At 63.4% G+C, this 15,299-nt stretch carries 17 protein-coding genes; 5 read left to right on the forward strand and 12 right to left on the reverse strand.

The window, feature by feature from the left end:
- The first annotated feature begins 22 nt into the window (after positions 1 to 22).
- The gene (locus PMM47T1_RS11130) at positions 23 to 913 is read left to right on the forward strand and encodes an esterase/lipase family protein (protein WP_008368631.1); all 891 of its coding nucleotides are present in this window, start codon (positions 23 to 25) and stop codon (positions 911 to 913) included.
- Here PMM47T1_RS11130 and PMM47T1_RS11135 read toward each other — a convergent pair.
- Positions 910 to 1,797: a DMT family transporter gene (locus tag PMM47T1_RS11135; RefSeq protein WP_008368633.1), complete on the reverse strand. Its 888-nt coding sequence runs from the start codon at positions 1,795 to 1,797 to the stop codon at positions 910 to 912. The two genes, PMM47T1_RS11130 and PMM47T1_RS11135, sit on opposite strands and share 4 nt — an antisense overlap.
- Before the next feature lie 181 nt (positions 1,798 to 1,978).
- On the opposite strand from PMM47T1_RS11135, the gene PMM47T1_RS11140 reads away from it, so the two are divergent.
- The gene (locus tag PMM47T1_RS11140; protein ID WP_008368635.1) at positions 1,979 to 2,278 is read left to right on the forward strand and encodes a PsiF family protein; all 300 of its coding nucleotides are present in this window, start codon (positions 1,979 to 1,981) and stop codon (positions 2,276 to 2,278) included.
- Positions 2,279 to 2,488: 210 nt separating this feature from the next.
- Complete coding sequence (locus tag PMM47T1_RS11145; RefSeq protein ID WP_008368637.1) at positions 2,489 to 3,499, forward strand: AI-2E family transporter; 1,011 nt, start codon at positions 2,489 to 2,491, stop codon at positions 3,497 to 3,499.
- A 104-nt stretch (positions 3,500 to 3,603) separates the two neighbouring features.
- On the opposite strand, the gene PMM47T1_RS11150 is transcribed toward PMM47T1_RS11145, so the two are convergent.
- A complete protein-coding gene (locus PMM47T1_RS11150) occupies positions 3,604 to 4,869 on the reverse strand; it encodes an Hsp70 family protein (RefSeq protein ID WP_008368639.1) in 1,266 nt (421 codons plus the stop codon).
- 263 nt (positions 4,870 to 5,132) lie between these two features.
- Between PMM47T1_RS11150 and cbpA the strand changes: the two genes are divergently transcribed.
- Positions 5,133 to 6,092: a curved DNA-binding protein gene (cbpA, locus tag PMM47T1_RS11155; RefSeq protein ID WP_008368641.1), complete on the forward strand. Its 960-nt coding sequence runs from the start codon at positions 5,133 to 5,135 to the stop codon at positions 6,090 to 6,092.
- A gap of 2 nt (positions 6,093 to 6,094) precedes the next feature.
- A complete protein-coding gene (locus PMM47T1_RS11160) occupies positions 6,095 to 6,400 on the forward strand; it encodes a chaperone modulator CbpM (protein WP_008368643.1) in 306 nt (101 codons plus the stop codon).
- 88 nt (positions 6,401 to 6,488) lie between these two features.
- Here the strand turns inward: PMM47T1_RS11160 and ureC are convergent, their stop codons facing one another.
- From ureC to urtB, 10 genes are all read right to left on the reverse strand, one after another.
- Positions 6,489 to 8,189, reverse strand: a complete 1,701-nt coding sequence (ureC, locus tag PMM47T1_RS11165; protein WP_008368646.1) for an urease subunit alpha — start codon at positions 8,187 to 8,189, stop codon at positions 6,489 to 6,491.
- Positions 8,190 to 8,313: 124 nt separating this feature from the next.
- On the reverse strand, positions 8,314 to 8,619 hold the full coding sequence (locus PMM47T1_RS11170) for an urease subunit beta (RefSeq protein ID WP_008368648.1): 306 nt from the start codon (positions 8,617 to 8,619) through the stop codon (positions 8,314 to 8,316).
- A gap of 10 nt (positions 8,620 to 8,629) precedes the next feature.
- Entirely contained in the window at positions 8,630 to 9,151 is a 522-nt protein-coding gene (locus PMM47T1_RS11175) for a GNAT family N-acetyltransferase (protein ID WP_008368650.1), read from the reverse strand.
- A gap of 6 nt (positions 9,152 to 9,157) precedes the next feature.
- Positions 9,158 to 9,691, reverse strand: coding sequence for a GNAT family N-acetyltransferase (locus PMM47T1_RS11180; RefSeq protein WP_008368652.1), 534 nt, complete (start codon positions 9,689 to 9,691; stop codon positions 9,158 to 9,160).
- 8 nt (positions 9,692 to 9,699) lie between these two features.
- Positions 9,700 to 10,002 carry an urease subunit gamma gene (locus tag PMM47T1_RS11185; RefSeq protein ID WP_008368654.1) on the reverse strand — a complete coding sequence of 101 codons (303 nt, stop codon included), beginning with the start codon at positions 10,000 to 10,002 and terminating at the stop codon, positions 9,700 to 9,702.
- Between the two features lie 82 nt (positions 10,003 to 10,084).
- Positions 10,085 to 10,924 carry an urease accessory protein UreD gene (locus PMM47T1_RS11190; protein ID WP_008368656.1) on the reverse strand — a complete coding sequence of 280 codons (840 nt, stop codon included), beginning with the start codon at positions 10,922 to 10,924 and terminating at the stop codon, positions 10,085 to 10,087.
- A 30-nt stretch (positions 10,925 to 10,954) separates the two neighbouring features.
- Positions 10,955 to 11,653, reverse strand: coding sequence for an urea ABC transporter ATP-binding subunit UrtE (gene urtE, locus PMM47T1_RS11195; protein WP_008368658.1), 699 nt, complete (start codon positions 11,651 to 11,653; stop codon positions 10,955 to 10,957).
- A gap of 115 nt (positions 11,654 to 11,768) precedes the next feature.
- Positions 11,769 to 12,629 carry an urea ABC transporter ATP-binding protein UrtD gene (gene urtD / locus PMM47T1_RS11200; RefSeq protein ID WP_008368660.1) on the reverse strand — a complete coding sequence of 287 codons (861 nt, stop codon included), beginning with the start codon at positions 12,627 to 12,629 and terminating at the stop codon, positions 11,769 to 11,771.
- Positions 12,626 to 13,705 (reverse strand): urea ABC transporter permease subunit UrtC, encoded by a 1,080-nt coding sequence (gene urtC, locus PMM47T1_RS11205; RefSeq protein ID WP_008368662.1) that lies wholly within the window; start codon positions 13,703 to 13,705, stop codon positions 12,626 to 12,628. The genes urtD and urtC overlap by 4 nt, the downstream gene beginning before the upstream one ends.
- Entirely contained in the window at positions 13,705 to 15,246 is a 1,542-nt protein-coding gene (urtB, locus tag PMM47T1_RS11210; protein WP_008368665.1) for an urea ABC transporter permease subunit UrtB, read from the reverse strand. Before urtB ends, urtC begins: the two co-directional genes overlap by 1 nt.
- Positions 15,247 to 15,299 lie beyond the last annotated feature (53 nt).

The following is a 15,299-nucleotide window of genomic DNA, read 5'->3' on the forward strand; positions in this document are numbered from 1 at the left end:
GCCCTTCAAGGATGCTCTTGCCATGCCTCAGTCCGGCGCCACTCGCTACCCCATCATGCTGGTCCCCGGCATGCTCGGTTTTGTCCGCCTGCTGCTGTACCCCTACTGGTTCGGCATTGTGCGAGCCCTGCGCCGTGGCGGCGCCAAGGTGTTTGCGGTGCAGGTGTCACCCCTCAACGCCACCGAGGTACGCGGCGAGCAGTTGTTGCTGATCATTCAACGCATCCGCCACGAAACCGGTGCGCAAAAGGTCAACCTCATCGGCCACAGCCAAGGCGCGCTCACGGCCCGCTACGCCGCCGCCAAGCGTCCCGAATGGGTGGCGTCGGTCACGTCGGTGGCCGGGCCCAACCACGGCTCGGAGTTGGCAGACTATCTGCAGCGGCGCTACCCGCACAACTCGATGGGCGGGCGTGTGCTGCATGTGGTCCTGTACTTGCTGGGGGTGTTGATGGGCGCGCTGGAGACCGGTTGGCGCGGCCCGATCCTGCCCATCGACGTGCACGGCTCCCATGCTTCGCTGACCTGCGCTGGCGTTGCGCAATTCAATCAGCGTTACCCACAGGGCATTCCGCTGACCTGGGGCGGGCAGGGAGAGCCGGTGGTCAATGGGGTGCGTTACTACTCATGGTCGGGGGTGCTGCAAGACCCGCGCGCGAGCGGCGGAGGTAACCGCCTGGATGGCTCGCACCGCAGTTGCAAGCTGTTCGCCCGTACTTTCGTGCGCGAGGCGGGGCAGTGCGACGGCATGGTGGGGCGCTACAGCTCCCACCTGGGCCAGGTGATTGGTGATGACTACCCCATGGACCACTTGGATATCGTCAACCAGTCTCTGGGCCTGGTGGGCAAGGGTGTGGAACCAGTGCGCCTGTTCACCGAGCACGCTGCCCGGCTCACGGCGGCGGGGCTTTAGTCGCGGGCCACGGCGCGCCCCAGCGGCGTGGTCCAGCGTTCGGCCAGGATCACGCCGCCCAGCGTCAGCAGGCCGCCCAGCAGGTGATAGAGCGCCAATTGCTCATGCAGCACCAGCGCGGCAATCAGAGCGGTAACCAGCGGCAACAGGTTGAAGAACAGCGTGGTGCGGCTGGGCCCCAGGCGGCTGACGGCGTGCATCCACGCCAGTGGTGCGACCATTGAGGCCAGCAGGCAGGCATACAGCACCAGGCCGATATTGCCCGCGTCCAGGCCCATCTTCGGCGACAACACAAACAGCGGCGCCAGCACGATAATGGCTACCCCCACCTGCAGATAAAGCAATTGCAGCGCCGGGATGCGCAGCTGCCATTTTTTCAACAGGGTGCTGTACACCGCGTAGGCCAGGGTGGCCAGCAGCATCATGGCGTCGCCCCGGTTCAGCCCGTGGGCCAGCAGGTTGCCCAACTGCCCGGCCGAGACCACCACCAGCACGCCGGCCAGCGACAGGACAGCGCCGAACAGGGCGCCGACGGTGAGGCGCTGGCCCAGGCTGATGATGGCCAGGGTCAGCGACATCAACGGCATCAACGAGAGGATGATGCCCATGTTGGTGGCGCTGGTGAGCGCGGCGGCGAAATAGGCCAGGCTCTGGTACACGGCCATGCCCAGCAGCCCCAGCACGAATATCTTGCCCAGGTGGGGGCGGATCTGCGCGCGGTTGGCCCATACCTTGGGCAGCAGGAACGGGGTGAACAGCAGGCCGGCCAGCAGCCAGCGGTAAAAGCCGATCTCGGCGGGAAAAATGGCGCCTACCGCCATTTTGTTGATCACGGTGTTGCCGGCCCAGATCAGAATGGCCAGCAACGGAAACGCGTATTGCATGGGGAACGCCTGTCAGTCGATAAGGCGCGATTATCCCTGTTTGCGCTGGGCATCACCTACTGATAACCGGCCAAGGGATCGTTGAAAACCGACAACCCGTGTGGCGCAGGCGTGTGACAAAGTTTGTCTACACTTCAGGACGAGGCTGCGCGGCTCAGCGCGGCAACCAGGAGAAAACTCCATGAAGATGCTCCACGCGCCCCTGCTGGTGCTCGGCCTGCTGCTGTGCTCGCAAGGCTTCGCTGCCACCGCGCAACAGAACAAGATGACCACGTGCAATGCCGACGCCACCGCCAAGAGCCTCAAGGGCGACGAGCGCAAGACCTACATGAGCACCTGCCTCAAGGCCACGCCAGCGGCGACCACCAAGAGCCTGACGCCGCAGCAGCAGAAAATGACCACCTGCAATGCATCGGCCAAAACCCAGAACCTGGCTGGCGATGCGCGCAAGACCTTCATGAGCACCTGCCTGAAGAAATAACCCCGCTGATCGCGGTCTTGTAGCCGCCGCTGCCAGGCTGCGCGGGCCCTGTCATGCACTGAAGATCTTCAGTGTACCCACGGGCCAGCGCAGCCTGGTGGCAGCGGCTACAATCGGCGGCGAGTCGGCGGCGGATCAAACGGTCTGGCCCTGCCGGGCGAAGGCTGGCAGACTGCCCAGTCCTTCCATGTCGTACGTGTTCGAGGCTGTATGCCAACGTTTTCCCAGCGTCACGTGTTATGGGCCAGTCTGATCATCGTCTTCGGTGGCCTGCTTGCGGTAATGCCCCTGCGCCTGCTGCCCAGCCTGCTGGCGGGGCTTCTGGTGTATGAACTGGTCAACATGCTGACCCCCAAGCTTGAGCACCTGATTTCCGGCCCCCGGGCCCGCTGGGTGGCGGTTGCCCTGCTGGGTACCCTGATTGTCAGCCTGCTGGCGGTGATCTTCGCCCTGGCCATCAGTTTCCTCATGCATGAAGCCGAAAATCCCGGGGCCTTCCTGGACAAGTTCATGGGCGTGCTCAACCGCGCGCGTGGCCAGTTGCCGCCGTCCATCGATGCCTACCTGCCTGCCAATGTCGGCGAGTTCCGCTCGGCCATCAGTGACTGGGTCAGCAAGCATTTGGCTGAGTTGCAACTGGTGGGCAAGGACGCGGTACGAACCTTCGTGACCTTGCTGATCGGCATGGTGCTGGGTGCGATTGTTGCGCTTAACCGAGTGCCGGCGGATGCCCCGCACAAGCCGCTGGCCGGGGAGTTGCTGCAACGCTTGACCTTGCTGGTACAGGCCTTCCGCAACATTGTTTTTGCGCAGATCAAGATCGCGGCGCTTAACACCCTATTTACCTCGGTGTTTCTGCTGGTGATCTTGCCGTTATGCGGGATCAAGTTGCCGCTGCACAAGACCATGGTGGTGCTGACCTTCATCCTTGGCCTGCTGCCGGTGATCGGCAACCTGATCTCCAACGCGCTGATCACGGTGATCGCGCTATCGGTGTCCATCTGGGTGGCGGGGGCGGCGCTGGGCTGGCTGATACTTATCCACAAGCTGGAATACTTCCTCAATGCGCGCATCGTGGGCGGGCAGATCAGGGCCAAGTCGTGGGAATTACTGTTGGCGATGCTGATATTCGAGGCAGCCTTCGGCCTGCCCGGCGTGGTGGCCGGGCCGATCTACTATGCGTACTTGAAAAGCGAGCTGCGCCGCGCCGAACTGGTGTAACAACTCGGCGCCTGATGTTGATTGTGCAGCAGTTGCCGCGGGCTGCGAAAAGATCCGCACGGCCTTCGCAGCCTGCGGCAGCTCCGGGAGGGGCGTATGCAGGGTTAGCCGTAACGCTTGCGCGCTTCAATGGCCAGGCCGCTGCCGATGCTGCCGAAGATGTTGCCTTCCACGTGCCGCGCATTTGGCAGCATCGCCGCCACGCTGTTGCGCAGCGCCGGGATGCCGCTGGAACCGCCGGTGAAGAACACCGTGTCGACCTGCTCCACGCCCACACCGGCATCGCCCAGCAGTTGGGTGACGCTGCCACGCACGCGCTCAAGCAGGTTGTCGATGGCGCTTTCGAACAGCACACGCGTCATGTCCACGCTCAGGCCGGGCTCAATGCGGTCCAGTGGCACCAGGCGATTCTCGGCCTGGGTCAGCTGAATCTTGGTCTCTTCCACTTCCATGGCCAGCCAGTGGCCGGCGCGTTGGTCGATCAGCTTGAACAGGCGGTCGATGCCGCCGGTGTCTTCGATGTCGTAGCGCATGCTGCCCAAGGCCAGCTGGGATTTCTGCGAGTACACCGAATTGATGGTGTGCCAGGTGGCCAGGTTCATGTGGTGGCTGGTGGGCATGAACGCACCACTTTTCATGCGGCTGCCGTAGCCGAACAGCGGCATCACGCCTTGCAGGCTCAACTGCTTGTCGAAGTCGGTACCGCCAATGTGCACGCCGCCGGTCGCCAAGATGTCGCTGTGGCGGTCGTCGATGTTGTGGCGCTCGGGCGCCAGGCGAATCAGCGAGAAGTCGGAGGTACCACCGCCGATGTCGACAATCAGCACCAGCTCTTCGCGTTGGATGGTGGACTCATAGTCGAAGGCCGCGGCGATGGGCTCGAACTGGAACGACACGTCTTTGAAGCCGATTTTCCTCGCCACTTCTTCCAGGGTGTCCTGAGCTTCCTGGTCGGCGGCCTTGTCGTCGTCGACGAAATGCACCGGACGGCCCAGCACCACCTCGTCGAACGGGCGGCCGGCGTTGGTTTCAGCGCGCTTCTTCAGCTCGCCGATGAACATGCCCAGCAGGTCTTTGAACGGCAGGGCAGTGCCCAGCACACTGGTGTCGTGCTTGATCAGCTTGGAACCCAGCAGGCTCTTGAGCGAGCGCATCAGGCGGCCTTCGTAGCCTTCCAGGTACTCGTGCAGTGCCAGGCGGCCGTACACAGGGCGGCGTTCCTCGATGTTGAAGAACACCACCGACGGCAGGGTGATCTTGCCGTCTTCCAGCGCAATCAGGGTTTCGGCATCCGGTCGGTGCCAGCCAACGGTGGAGTTGGAGGTGCCGAAGTCGATGCCGCAGGCGCGGGCCGGGTTTTGGTTGTTCATGTCGTTGCCGGATTCTGTGCAAAAAACGGCCGCGCAGTGTATGCCAGTGGTGGCCAGAATCAAGGCCAAGCAGCGTTTAATTGCCGCACGGTCGTACCTTGAAACCTGCGCCTTGCCCCCCAATCTTGTAGCCATTGCCTACGACTGCGCCGCGGTACTTCAACAAAGCCTGCCGACAGTCGATAAACTTCCAGCGCATCGCCGAGTCTCTACACTGAGTGGGGCAGACCGCGCGATCCCGATAAACGGATGGTGATCCTTCGATGGACTTCAAAGACTACTACAAGATATTGGGCGTTGAGCCAACGGCGGATGAGAAGGCGATCAAGACTGCCTACCGCAAGCTGGCGCGCAAATATCACCCCGACGTGAGCAAGGAAAAGGACGCCGAGGACAAATTCAAAGAGGCCTCCGAGGCCTATGAAGCACTGAGCAACGCGGAAAAACGCGCCGAGTACGACGAGATTCGCAAATACGGCCAGCACGGTCGTCCGTTCCAAGGCCCGCCAGGCTGGCAGGGCCGCGGTGGTGGTGGTTTCGAGGAAAGTGGTGGCGATTTCTCCGATTTTTTCAGCTCCATCTTCGGCTCGGCCGGGCGTGGCGGCGACGGCAACCCTTTTGGCCGCGGCCAGCAACGCAGCGCCGGGAGGCGAGGACAAGACGTGGAAATGGAACTGGCAATTTTCCTTGAGGAAACCCTGGCTACCGAGTCGAAGCAGATCAGCTTTCAGGTACCGCAGTACAACGCTGCGGGCCAGCAGACCGGCACTACCACCAAGACCCTCAACGTCAAGATCCCGGCCGGCGTCACCGATGGCGAGCGCATTCGCCTCAAGGGCCAGGGTGCGCCGGGCGTGGGCGGCGGCGCGAATGGCGACCTGTACCTGATTGTGCGGTTCGCACCGCACCCGATGTTCGATGTAGAAGACCATGACCTGATCATCACCGTGCCGCTGGCCCCGTGGGAAGCGGCGCTGGGTACCAAGGTGGCGGTGCCGACCCTGACCGGGCGCATCAACCTCACCATTCGCCCCGACAGCCAAAGCGGCCAACGCCTGCGAGTCAAGGGTAACGGCCTTTCGGACAAGCAGGGCCAGCGTGGTGATCTCTACGCACAATTGAAAGTGGTGATGCCTGCGCACGCCGACGAAGCCACGCAAGCGCTGTGGAAAACCCTGTCGGAGAAGGCGGCATTCGACCCCCGAGCCAACTGGAGTCGCTGATCATGGAAACGTCCCGGTACGTTCAACTGGACATGCAAGCGTTCTGTCAGGCCACCGAGATGTCGGTGGCCTATGTGATTGAAATCGTCGAGCACGGCATAGTGGAACCCACGGGACGGTCCCCGGAGGAATGGTTGTTCGACGACTTTTCCCCGCTGATTGCACGCAGGGCGGCCAAGCTGCACCGCGACCTGGAACTGGAGTGGGAGGGCGTGGCCCTGGCGCTGGAGTTGCTGGAGGAGGTGCAGGACCTGCGCGCCGAAAACGCGCGCCTGCGCCAGCGCCTGGGGCGCTACGTGCAGGGCTGATGCTGTGGACAACTGTGGGAGCAGGCTTGCCAGCGCGCTCTGACGCCCTAAAGACTCGCTGTTAAGCCAGCTCCCACAGGGACGGTGCCTAGAACAGGAAATACCGCTGCGCCATCGGCAGCGTTTCCGCCGGTTCGCACCACAACAGCACGCCGTCGGCCTTGACCTGGTAGGTCTGCGGGTCGACGTCGATGTCGGGCAGGTAGCCGTTGTGGATCAGGTCGGTCTTCTGCACCGTGCGGCAGCCCTTGACCACGCCAATCTGCTTTTTCAACCCCAACTGCTCGGGCACGCCCGCGTCCAGCGCTGCCTGGCTGATGAAGGTGATGCTGGTGGCGTGGCGCGAGCCGCCGTAGCTGGCGAACATCGGGCGGTAGTGCACCGGCTGCGGGGTGGGAATCGAAGCGTTGGCGTCGCCCATCAAGCTGGCCGCGATGGCGCCGCCCTTGAGAATCAGCGTCGGCTTGACGCCGAAGAACGCCGGGCGCCACAGCACCAGGTCGGCCCACTTGCCAACCTCGATGGAGCCTACTTCATGGCTGATGCCATGGGTGATGGCCGGGTTGATGGTGTACTTGGCGATGTAGCGCTTGGCGCGAAAGTTGTCGTTGCCGGCAACGTCTTCTGTCAGCGGCCCACGCTGTTTCTTCATCTTGTCGGCGGTTTGCCAGGTGCGCGTGATCACTTCCCCCACGCGGCCCATGGCCTGGCTGTCGGAGCTGATCATCGAGAAGGCGCCCAAGTCATGCAGGATGTCTTCGGCGGCGATGGTCTCGCGGCGAATGCGGCTTTCGGCGAAAGCCACGTCCTCGGCGATGCTGGGGTCCAGGTGATGGCAGACCATCAGCATGTCCAGGTGTTCGTCGATGGTGTTGCGGGTGAACGGCCGGGTCGGGTTGGTGGAGCTGGGCAGTACGTTGGGGAAACCGCAGGCCTTGATGATGTCCGGGGCGTGGCCGCCGCCGGCGCCTTCGGTGTGGTAGGTGTGGATGGTGCGGCCCTTGAACGCCGCCAGGGTGGTTTCCACGAAGCCCGACTCGTTGAGGGTGTCGGAGTGGATGGCCACCTGCACGTCGTATTGGTCGGCCACGCTCAGGCAGTTGTCGATGGCGGCCGGGGTGGTGCCCCAGTCCTCGTGCAGCTTGAGCCCGATAGCACCGGCCTTGACCTGTTCGATCAGCGGCTCAGGCAGGCTGGCATTGCCCTTGCCGGTGAAGCCGATGTTCATCGGGAACGAGTCGGCCGCCTGCAGCATGCGCGCCATGTGCCACGGCCCGGAGGTACAGGTGGTGGCATTGGTACCGGTGGCCGGCCCCGTGCCGCCGCCGATCATGGTAGTGACGCCGCTCATCAATGCTTCTTCGATCTGCTGCGGGCAGATGAAGTGGATGTGGGTGTCGATACCGCCAGCGGTGAGGATCATGCCTTCACCGGCGATCACCTCGGTGCTGGCGCCGATGGCGATGGTCACGTCCGGCTGGATGTCCGGGTTGCCGGCTTTGCCGATAGCGGCGATACGGCCGTCCTTCAGGCCCACGTCGGCCTTGACGATGCCCCAGTGGTCGATGATGAGGGCGTTGGTGATCAGGGTGTCGACCACGTCGGCGGCCAGCAACTGGCCCTGGCCCATGCCGTCGCGGATCACTTTGCCGCCGCCGAATTTCACTTCTTCGCCGTAGGTGGTGAAGTCTTTTTCCACTTCGATCCACAGGTCGGTGTCGGCCAGGCGCACCTTGTCGCCCACGGTTGGGCCGAACATGTCCGCGTAAGCTTGACGACTGATTTTCATCCAGAATCCTCATGCGGAAGCTGCAAGCTTTAAGCTGCAAGCTTCAAGTAGCAGTGCTACATAATGGTTCGATACGCCGCAGTTTTTCTCTTGCGGCTTATAGCTAAAAGCTTGCAGCTGGGCCTCAAAGGTCGCCCATGATGCGGCCGGCGAAGCCGAACACGCGGCGCTTGCCGGCCAGGTCCACCAGCTCGACTTCGCGGCTCTGGCCCGGTTCGAAGCGCACCGCGGTGCCGGCCGGAATGTTCAGGCGCATGCCCCGGCTGGCGGCGCGGTCGAAGGTGAGCGCGTCATTGGTTTCGAAAAAGTGATAGTGCGAACCCACCTGGATGGGCCGGTCGCCGCTGTTGGCCACTGTCAGGCTGAGGGTGCGGCGGCCTACGTTGAGTTCGATGTCGCCGGGTTGGATCTGGTACTGGCCAGGAATCATTCAGGCCTCCTCAAAGAGTCTTGTAGAAAAACGCCGTGGCGGTGTATTCGCCGTCCGGACGGCAGGCAAAGCCGGGGATCTGCCCCGCGCGCTTGTACCCCTGGGACAGGTAGAACGCCTCGGCGGGCGAGCCGGCCTCGGTGTCCAGGTGCAGCAGGCCGCGGTGGTACTGGCGGGCCGCGATTTCCACGGCCTGCATCAGTTGCTGGCCCATGCCGCGGCGCTGGGCGTCAGAGCGCACCATCAGCTTTTGCACCTCGGCGCGGTTCAGGCCGTTGACGCGCTTGCAGAACACCAATTGCGCGCTGGCCATGACCTGTTCGTCACGTACCACCACCCAGAGCACCAGATCGTTGATGGCGATGCGGTTTTTCACTTCATCGAAATAGCTGTTGGCGTCATGGGCGTCCAGGTCGGCGAGAAAACCGATCGAGGCGCCCTGCTTGACCGAGTCCACTAGCAACTCGACCAGGCCCTGGCGGTAGTGAGCAAAGCTTTCAACGGTGACGCGACGCAACTGGGCGGCATTCATGGCGGCTTACTCCACGGGAGTCGGGGAAGGTTCGGCGCCCGGGTTCAGGATCAGTTGCATGAAGGTCAGGTCCAGCCAGCGACCGAACTTGCTGCCCACTTGCGGCATCTGCCCCGTGATCGTGAAACCGAGTCGCTCGTGCAGACGGATCGAGGCCGCGTTGCCACTCTCGATGGCGGCCACCATCACGTGTTTGTTGCAGCCGCGTGCGCGTTCGATCAAGGCGTTCATCAGTGCGGGCCCCAGGCCCTTGCCTTGTTGATCGTTGCGTACGTAGACCGAATGTTCGACGGTCTGGCGGAAGCCTTGGAAAGGACGCCAGTCACCAAATGAAGCGTAGCCCAGCACAGCCTCGTTGGCGTCCACGGCCACCAGAATCGGGTAGCGCTGGGACTGGCGCGCGCTGTACCAGGCCTGGCGGTTGCCCAGGTCTACCGGTTGCTCGTTCCAGATAGCCGTGGTGTTGAGCACGGCGTCGTTGTAGATATCGCGGATGGCCGGCAGGTCGGCATGCACGGCGTCGCGAACGCGAAAAGTCATGGCAGGCCTCAGGCGATGGGTTGATGGACAGTGACCAGTTTGGTCCCATCCGGGAAGGTGGCTTCCACTTGGATCTCGGGGATCATTTCCGGGATGCCTTCCATCACCTGTTCACGGTTGAGCAAGGTGGTGCCGTAGTGCATCAACTGGGCCACGGTCTGGCCGTCACGGGCACCTTCCAACAAGGCCGCCGAGATGTAGGCCATGGCTTCCGGGTAGTTCAGCTTCACGCCTCGCGCCAGGCGGCGCTCGGCCACGAGGCCTGCGGTGAAGATGAGCATTTTGTCTTTTTCGCGGGGTGTCAGGTCCATGGTGTGTCCATTCGTGGGCAGTAACAAAAAATCAGGCGTGTTCGATCTGTAGCCGTTGCCGAAGGCTGTGGCTACAAGGCACTCAGGTGCTCCAGATTCTAGGGGGCAGCGCTTCTTTGCCCAGCGCTTCGGGGCGCAATAGTTTCCACAGGCCGATCAGCCAGTCCCGGGCATGCAGGCCTTCATGGGCCAGGCAGCGGGCCACCAGCAGGCCTGGAAGTTGGCTCAGGTCGCCCCGTACCTTGCCTTTGAACCCTCGGCATTGCTCCAGCAGTTCGGGGCTGATATCCGCCGTCACCAGCAAAGTGGCAAACACCGTGTGGCCATCCAGGCCCATGGGCGAGTCCAGCAGTCCATCATCACCGACCACGCGCTGGCGCTCATGCCACAGCAGTTCGCCATCGCGGCGGATGTCCAGATGACTCTGGAAATATCCGCGGGCGAAGCGCTCGTCGGCAGCCGGGCGTCCCAGGGCTACCATGTCCCAGTACACCAGGCGGGCGTCGCCTTGCAGCTCGATATGGGTCTGTAATTCAGCCTGGGCCGCGCTGTAGACGATGGTTTCCTGCGGCATCCACTCCAAGGTCGCGCCCGGGGCCACACTCAAGTTCAAGGTCTGATAGGCGGGGCCGGCAGCGCGGTACCACTTAGCCGCGCCGGGGCTGGTCAGCTGCGCCCAGGCATCGGCGCCCACGTTCACATTGATGTCCAGGCGGTCGCCGCCGGCGATGCCGCCTGGCGGGTGCACGATGATGTGCTGGCACACTTCGGGGCCTTCGGCGTACAGGTGCTTCTGCACCCGCAGCGGCCCCAGGTGGCGGCGCAGGGTGGGGCGTGTGGTGTCGCCGAAACGGCCATACCCCAGCTCAAGCTCGGCGTGCCAGCTGGGCGCGTACAGCGCGTTGGAAACGGGCAGGTTCATAGGCGTGTTCGTTATTGGTTTGCGTGCAGATTAAATGGTTACCAGGCCGCGTACACCCTCGGCCTCCATATTTTCACCTCGGCCCTGCTGCACGATTTCACCGCGCGACATCACCAGGTACTGGTCGGCCAGCTCCGCGGCAAAGTCGTAGAACTGCTCCACCAGCAGGATCGCCATGTCGCCACGGGCCGCGAGCTTCTTGATCACCGCGCCGATTTCCTTGATCACCGACGGCTGGATGCCTTCGGTAGGTTCATCGAGAATCAGCAGGCGCGGGCGGCTGGCCAATGCCCGGCCGATGGCCAGCTGTTGTTGTTGACCGCCGGACAAGTCGCCGCCGCGCCGGTGTTTCATTTGCAGCAGCACCGGAAACAGCTCGTAGATGAATGCCGGTACTTCCTTTGCCTCGCTGGCGCCGAACCGTGACAGGCCCATCAGCAGGTTTTCTTCCACGCTCAGACGGCCAAATATCTCGCGGCCCTGGGGCACGTAGGCGATGCCGGCGTGCACGCGCTGGTGCGGCTTGAAGGTGGTGATGGGCTTGCCTTCCCATTGCACGTTGCCTTCCTTGGAGGGGATCAGGCCCATCAGGCATTTGAGCAAGGTGGTTTTGCCCACGCCATTGCGGCCTAGCAGGCAGGTGACTTCGCCCACTTTCACATCAAAGGACAGGCCGCGCAGGATGTGGCTGCCGCCGTAGTACTGGTGAAGCTTTTCGACCTGGAGCATGGTTTATTATTCCTGTCTGTGGCGGCCGCTTCGCGGGCAGAGCCCGCTCCCACAAAGGTTGGGCTGGCCATGAACCTTGTGGGAGCGGGCTCTGCCCGCGAAGCGGCCCTAGAGGCTAGCGCCCCAGATAAACCTCGATCACGCGCTCGTCCGCCTGCACCTGCTGCAGCGACCCTTCGGCCAGCACGCTGCCCTGGTGCAGCACGGTCACGTAGTCGGCGATGGTGTCGACAAAGCCCATGTCATGCTCCACCACCATCAGCGAGTGCTTGCCGGCCAGGCTCTTGAACAGCTCGGCAGTGAACTCGGTCTCGGCATCGGTCATGCCCGCCACCGGTTCGTCCAGCAGCAACAGCTGCGGGTCCTGCACCAGCAGCATGCCGATCTCCAGGAACTGCTTCTGGCCGTGGGACAGCAATCCCGCCGGGCGGTGCACCGAGGTGGTCAGGCGAATGGTGTTCAGTACCTCGTCGATACGGTCTTTCTGTTCACCGTTGAGCCGCGCGCGCAGGCTGGCCCACACCGACTTGTCGGTCTTTTGCGCCAGCTCCAGGTTCTCGAACACGCTCAGTGCCTCGAATACCGTGGGCTTCTGGAACTTGCGGCCGATGCCGGCCTGGGCGATATCCACCTCGCTCATGCGGGTCAGGTCCAGGGTTTCGCCGAACCAGGCCTTGCCGTGGCTGGGACGGGTCTTGCCGGTGATCACGTCCATCAGCGTGGTCTTGCCCGCGCCGTTGGGGCCGATGATGCAACGCAACTCGCCGACGCCGATGTACAAGTTGAGGTTGTTCAGCGCCTTGAAGCCATCGAAGCTGACGCTGATGTCTTCCAGGGTCAGGATGGTGCCGTGGCGCGCGCTCAGCGCACCGTCCACCCGTTGGCCCAGGCCGATGGCGTCACGGCTGGTGCCAGCGTCGCGGTTGGGTTCAAGGATGGGTTGGAGCATGAATTCGGGAGTAGGCGTGGTCTTCATTGTTCGCCCCTTTTTTTGATCAGGCCAATGACGCCCTTGGGCAGGTACAGGGTGACGATGATGAACAGCGCGCCCAGGAAGAACAGCCAGTATTCAGGGAAGGCCACGGTGAACCAGCTCTTCATGCCGTTGACCAGGCCTGCGCCCAGCAGCGGGCCGATCAGCGTGCCGCGGCCGCCCAAGGCCACCCACACGGCGGCTTCGATGGAGTTGGTAGGCGACATTTCGCTTGGGTTGATGATGCCTACCTGTGGCACGTACAGGGCTCCTGCCAGGCCGCACAGCACGGCGCTCAACACCCAGATGAACAGCTTGAAACCGCGAGGGTCGTAGCCACAGAACATCAGGCGGTTTTCCGCATCACGCAGCGCGGTCAGCACCCGGCCGAACTTGCTTTGCGCCAGGCGCCAGCCCAGCAGCAGGCTGCCCACCAGCAAGGCCACGGTCAGCAGGAACAACACTGCGCGGGTGCCCTGGGAAGTGATGTTGAAACCCAGGATGCTGCGGAAGTTGGTGAAGCCGTTGTTGCCGCCAAAGCCGGTCTCGTTGCGGAAGAACAGCAGCATGCCGGCGAAGGTCAGGGCCTGGGTCATGATCGAGAAGTACACGCCCTTGATCCGCGAGCGGAAGGCGAAGAAGCCGAATACCAGCGCCAGCAGCCCCGGCGCCAGCACCACCAGGCACATGGCCCACAGGAAGTGCTGGGTGCCGGCCCAGTACCACGGCAGCTCGGTCCACGACAGGAAGGTCATGAACGCCGGCAGGCCATCGCCGGCCGACTCACGCATCAGGTACATGCCCATGGCGTAGCCACCCAGGGCGAAGAACAGGCCGTGGCCCAGGGACAGCAGGCCGGCGTAGCCCCACACAAGGTCCAGGGCCAGGGCAACAATGGCGTAGCAAAGGATTTTGCCCACCAGCGTCAGGGTATAGGCCGACACTTGCAGGCTGTTGCTTTCGGGCAGCAGCGACATCAGCGCCAGGGCCACCAGTACCAGCACCACCAGCGCACCGATGGCGATGGTGGCCTTGGGGCCGGCTTTCTGCGCGGCGGTTACCATCAGGGGTTGGTTCATCAGTCGATCACCCGTCCTTTCAATGCAAAGAGGCCCTGCGGACGTTTCTGGATAAACAGAATGATCAGCGCCAGGATGAGGATCTTGCCCAGCACCGCGCCAATCTGTGGTTCAAGGATCTTGTTGGCGATGCCCAGCCCAAAGGCCGCCGAGACGCTGCCGGCCAGTTGGCCCACACCGCCCAGTACCACCACCAGGAACGAGTCGATGATGTAGCCCTGGCCCAGCTCGGGGCCCACGTTGCCGATCTGGCTCAGGGCCACGCCGCCCAGGCCGGCGATGCCCGAACCCAGGCCGAAGGCGAGCATGTCGATGCGCCCGGTGGGCACGCCGCAGCAGGCGGCCATGTTGCGGTTCTGGGTAACGGCGCGCACGTTCAGGCCCAGGCGGGTCTTGTTCAGCAGCAGCCAGGTCAGCACCACCACGAACAAGGCGAAGGCAATGATGACAATGCGGTTGTACGGCAGCACCAGGTTGGGCAGCACCTGAATGCCGCCGCTCAGCCATTCGGGGTTGGCCACCTCGACGTTCTGCGCGCCGAACATCAGGCGCACGGCCTGGATCAGCATCAGGCTGATGCCCCAGGTGGCCAGCAGGGTTTCCAGCGGGCGGCCATACAGGTGGCGGATGATCGTGCGCTCAAGCGCCATGCCGATGCAGGCGGTGACGAAGAACGCCACTGGCAGCGCCACCAGCGGGTAGAACTCAATGGCGCCGGGGGCCAGGCGCTGGAACAGGAGCTGCACCACATAGGTGGAGTAGGCGCCGATCATCAGCATCTCGCCGTGGGCCATGTTGATCACCCCGAGCAGGCCGAAGGTGATGGCCAGGCCCAGGGCCGCCAGCAGCAGGATCGAGCCCAGGGACATGCCGCTGAAGGCCTGGCCCAGCAGGTCGCCAATCATCAGCTTGCGTTTCACCTGCACCAGGCTGGTCTCGGCGGCGGTGCGCACGCCGGGGTCTTTTTCCACATCCGGTTGCAGCAGGTTTTCCAGGCGGGTGCGGGCTAGGGGCTCGCCGGTTTCACCCAGCAGGCGCACGGCAGCCAGGCGCACGGCCGGGTCGGGGTCCACCAGTTGCAGGTTGGCCAGGGCCAGGCCCAGGGCCGTCTTGACGGCGCTGTCCTGTTCGCCGGCCGCCACGTGGTCCAGCAGTTTCAGCTGGTTGGGCTGGGCGCTTTTCTGCAGTTGCTGGGCGGCGGCCAGGCGCAAGGCCTTATCGTTGTTCAGCAGTTGCTGGCTGGCCATGGCGTTGTCCACCAGGCCACGCAGGCGGTTGTTCAGGCGCACTTTGCGCAGGGTGGCGTCGCTGGGGGCGTTGGGCTTTTCGATGACGGCGTGCTTGTCGGCGTCCATGGATACCCGGCCGTCCTGCAGCGCCACCAGCAGCTCAAGGCGCTCGGGCACGGGCTCGGCAGCCCAGGTTTCCAGCAATTGGGCCTGCTGCGCGGAACTGGCGGCGACAAAGTCGTCGGCATCACTGGCGTGGGCGGCCAGGGGCAGCAGCAGGAAGAAGGCGAAGAGGTAGCGATAAAGGGACATGGCAACGTCCTGAGTTACGTCGAAAGCGTGAGCGATCACCCGGTAGCAGCGGA

Origin of the sequence: Pseudomonas sp. M47T1, from assembly GCF_000263855.1 — a bacterium.
GTDB lineage: Bacteria > Pseudomonadota > Gammaproteobacteria > Pseudomonadales > Pseudomonadaceae > Aquipseudomonas.

Excerpts from the sequence above, each read along its gene's own strand:
- PMM47T1_RS11140 (WP_008368635.1), top strand. The coding sequence starts at position 1,979 with ATGAAGATGCTCCACGCGCCCCTGCTGGTGCTCGGCCTGCTGCTGTGC.
- ureC (WP_008368646.1), bottom strand. The coding sequence starts at position 8,189 with ATGAAAATCAGTCGTCAAGCTTACGCGGACATGTTCGGCCCAACCGTG.
- PMM47T1_RS11160 (WP_008368643.1), top strand. The coding sequence starts at position 6,095 with ATGGAAACGTCCCGGTACGTTCAACTGGACATGCAAGCGTTCTGTCAG.
- urtE (WP_008368658.1), bottom strand. The coding sequence starts at position 11,653 with ATGCTCCAGGTCGAAAAGCTTCACCAGTACTACGGCGGCAGCCACATC.
- urtB (WP_008368665.1), bottom strand. The coding sequence starts at position 15,246 with ATGTCCCTTTATCGCTACCTCTTCGCCTTCTTCCTGCTGCTGCCCCTG.
- PMM47T1_RS11150 (WP_008368639.1), bottom strand. The coding sequence starts at position 4,869 with ATGAACAACCAAAACCCGGCCCGCGCCTGCGGCATCGACTTCGGCACC.
- urtD (WP_008368660.1), bottom strand. The coding sequence starts at position 12,629 with ATGAAGACCACGCCTACTCCCGAATTCATGCTCCAACCCATCCTTGAA.
- PMM47T1_RS11130 (WP_008368631.1), top strand. The coding sequence starts at position 23 with ATGCCTCAGTCCGGCGCCACTCGCTACCCCATCATGCTGGTCCCCGGC.
- PMM47T1_RS11170 (WP_008368648.1), bottom strand. The coding sequence starts at position 8,619 with ATGATTCCTGGCCAGTACCAGATCCAACCCGGCGACATCGAACTCAAC.
- PMM47T1_RS11180 (WP_008368652.1), bottom strand. The coding sequence starts at position 9,691 with ATGACTTTTCGCGTTCGCGACGCCGTGCATGCCGACCTGCCGGCCATC.
- urtC (WP_008368662.1), bottom strand. The coding sequence starts at position 13,705 with ATGAACCAACCCCTGATGGTAACCGCCGCGCAGAAAGCCGGCCCCAAG.
- cbpA (WP_008368641.1), top strand. The coding sequence starts at position 5,133 with ATGGACTTCAAAGACTACTACAAGATATTGGGCGTTGAGCCAACGGCG.
- PMM47T1_RS11185 (WP_008368654.1), bottom strand. The coding sequence starts at position 10,002 with ATGGACCTGACACCCCGCGAAAAAGACAAAATGCTCATCTTCACCGCA.
- PMM47T1_RS11145 (WP_008368637.1), top strand. The coding sequence starts at position 2,489 with ATGCCAACGTTTTCCCAGCGTCACGTGTTATGGGCCAGTCTGATCATC.
- PMM47T1_RS11190 (WP_008368656.1), bottom strand. The coding sequence starts at position 10,924 with ATGAACCTGCCCGTTTCCAACGCGCTGTACGCGCCCAGCTGGCACGCC.
- PMM47T1_RS11135 (WP_008368633.1), bottom strand. The coding sequence starts at position 1,797 with ATGCAATACGCGTTTCCGTTGCTGGCCATTCTGATCTGGGCCGGCAAC.
- PMM47T1_RS11175 (WP_008368650.1), bottom strand. The coding sequence starts at position 9,151 with ATGAATGCCGCCCAGTTGCGTCGCGTCACCGTTGAAAGCTTTGCTCAC.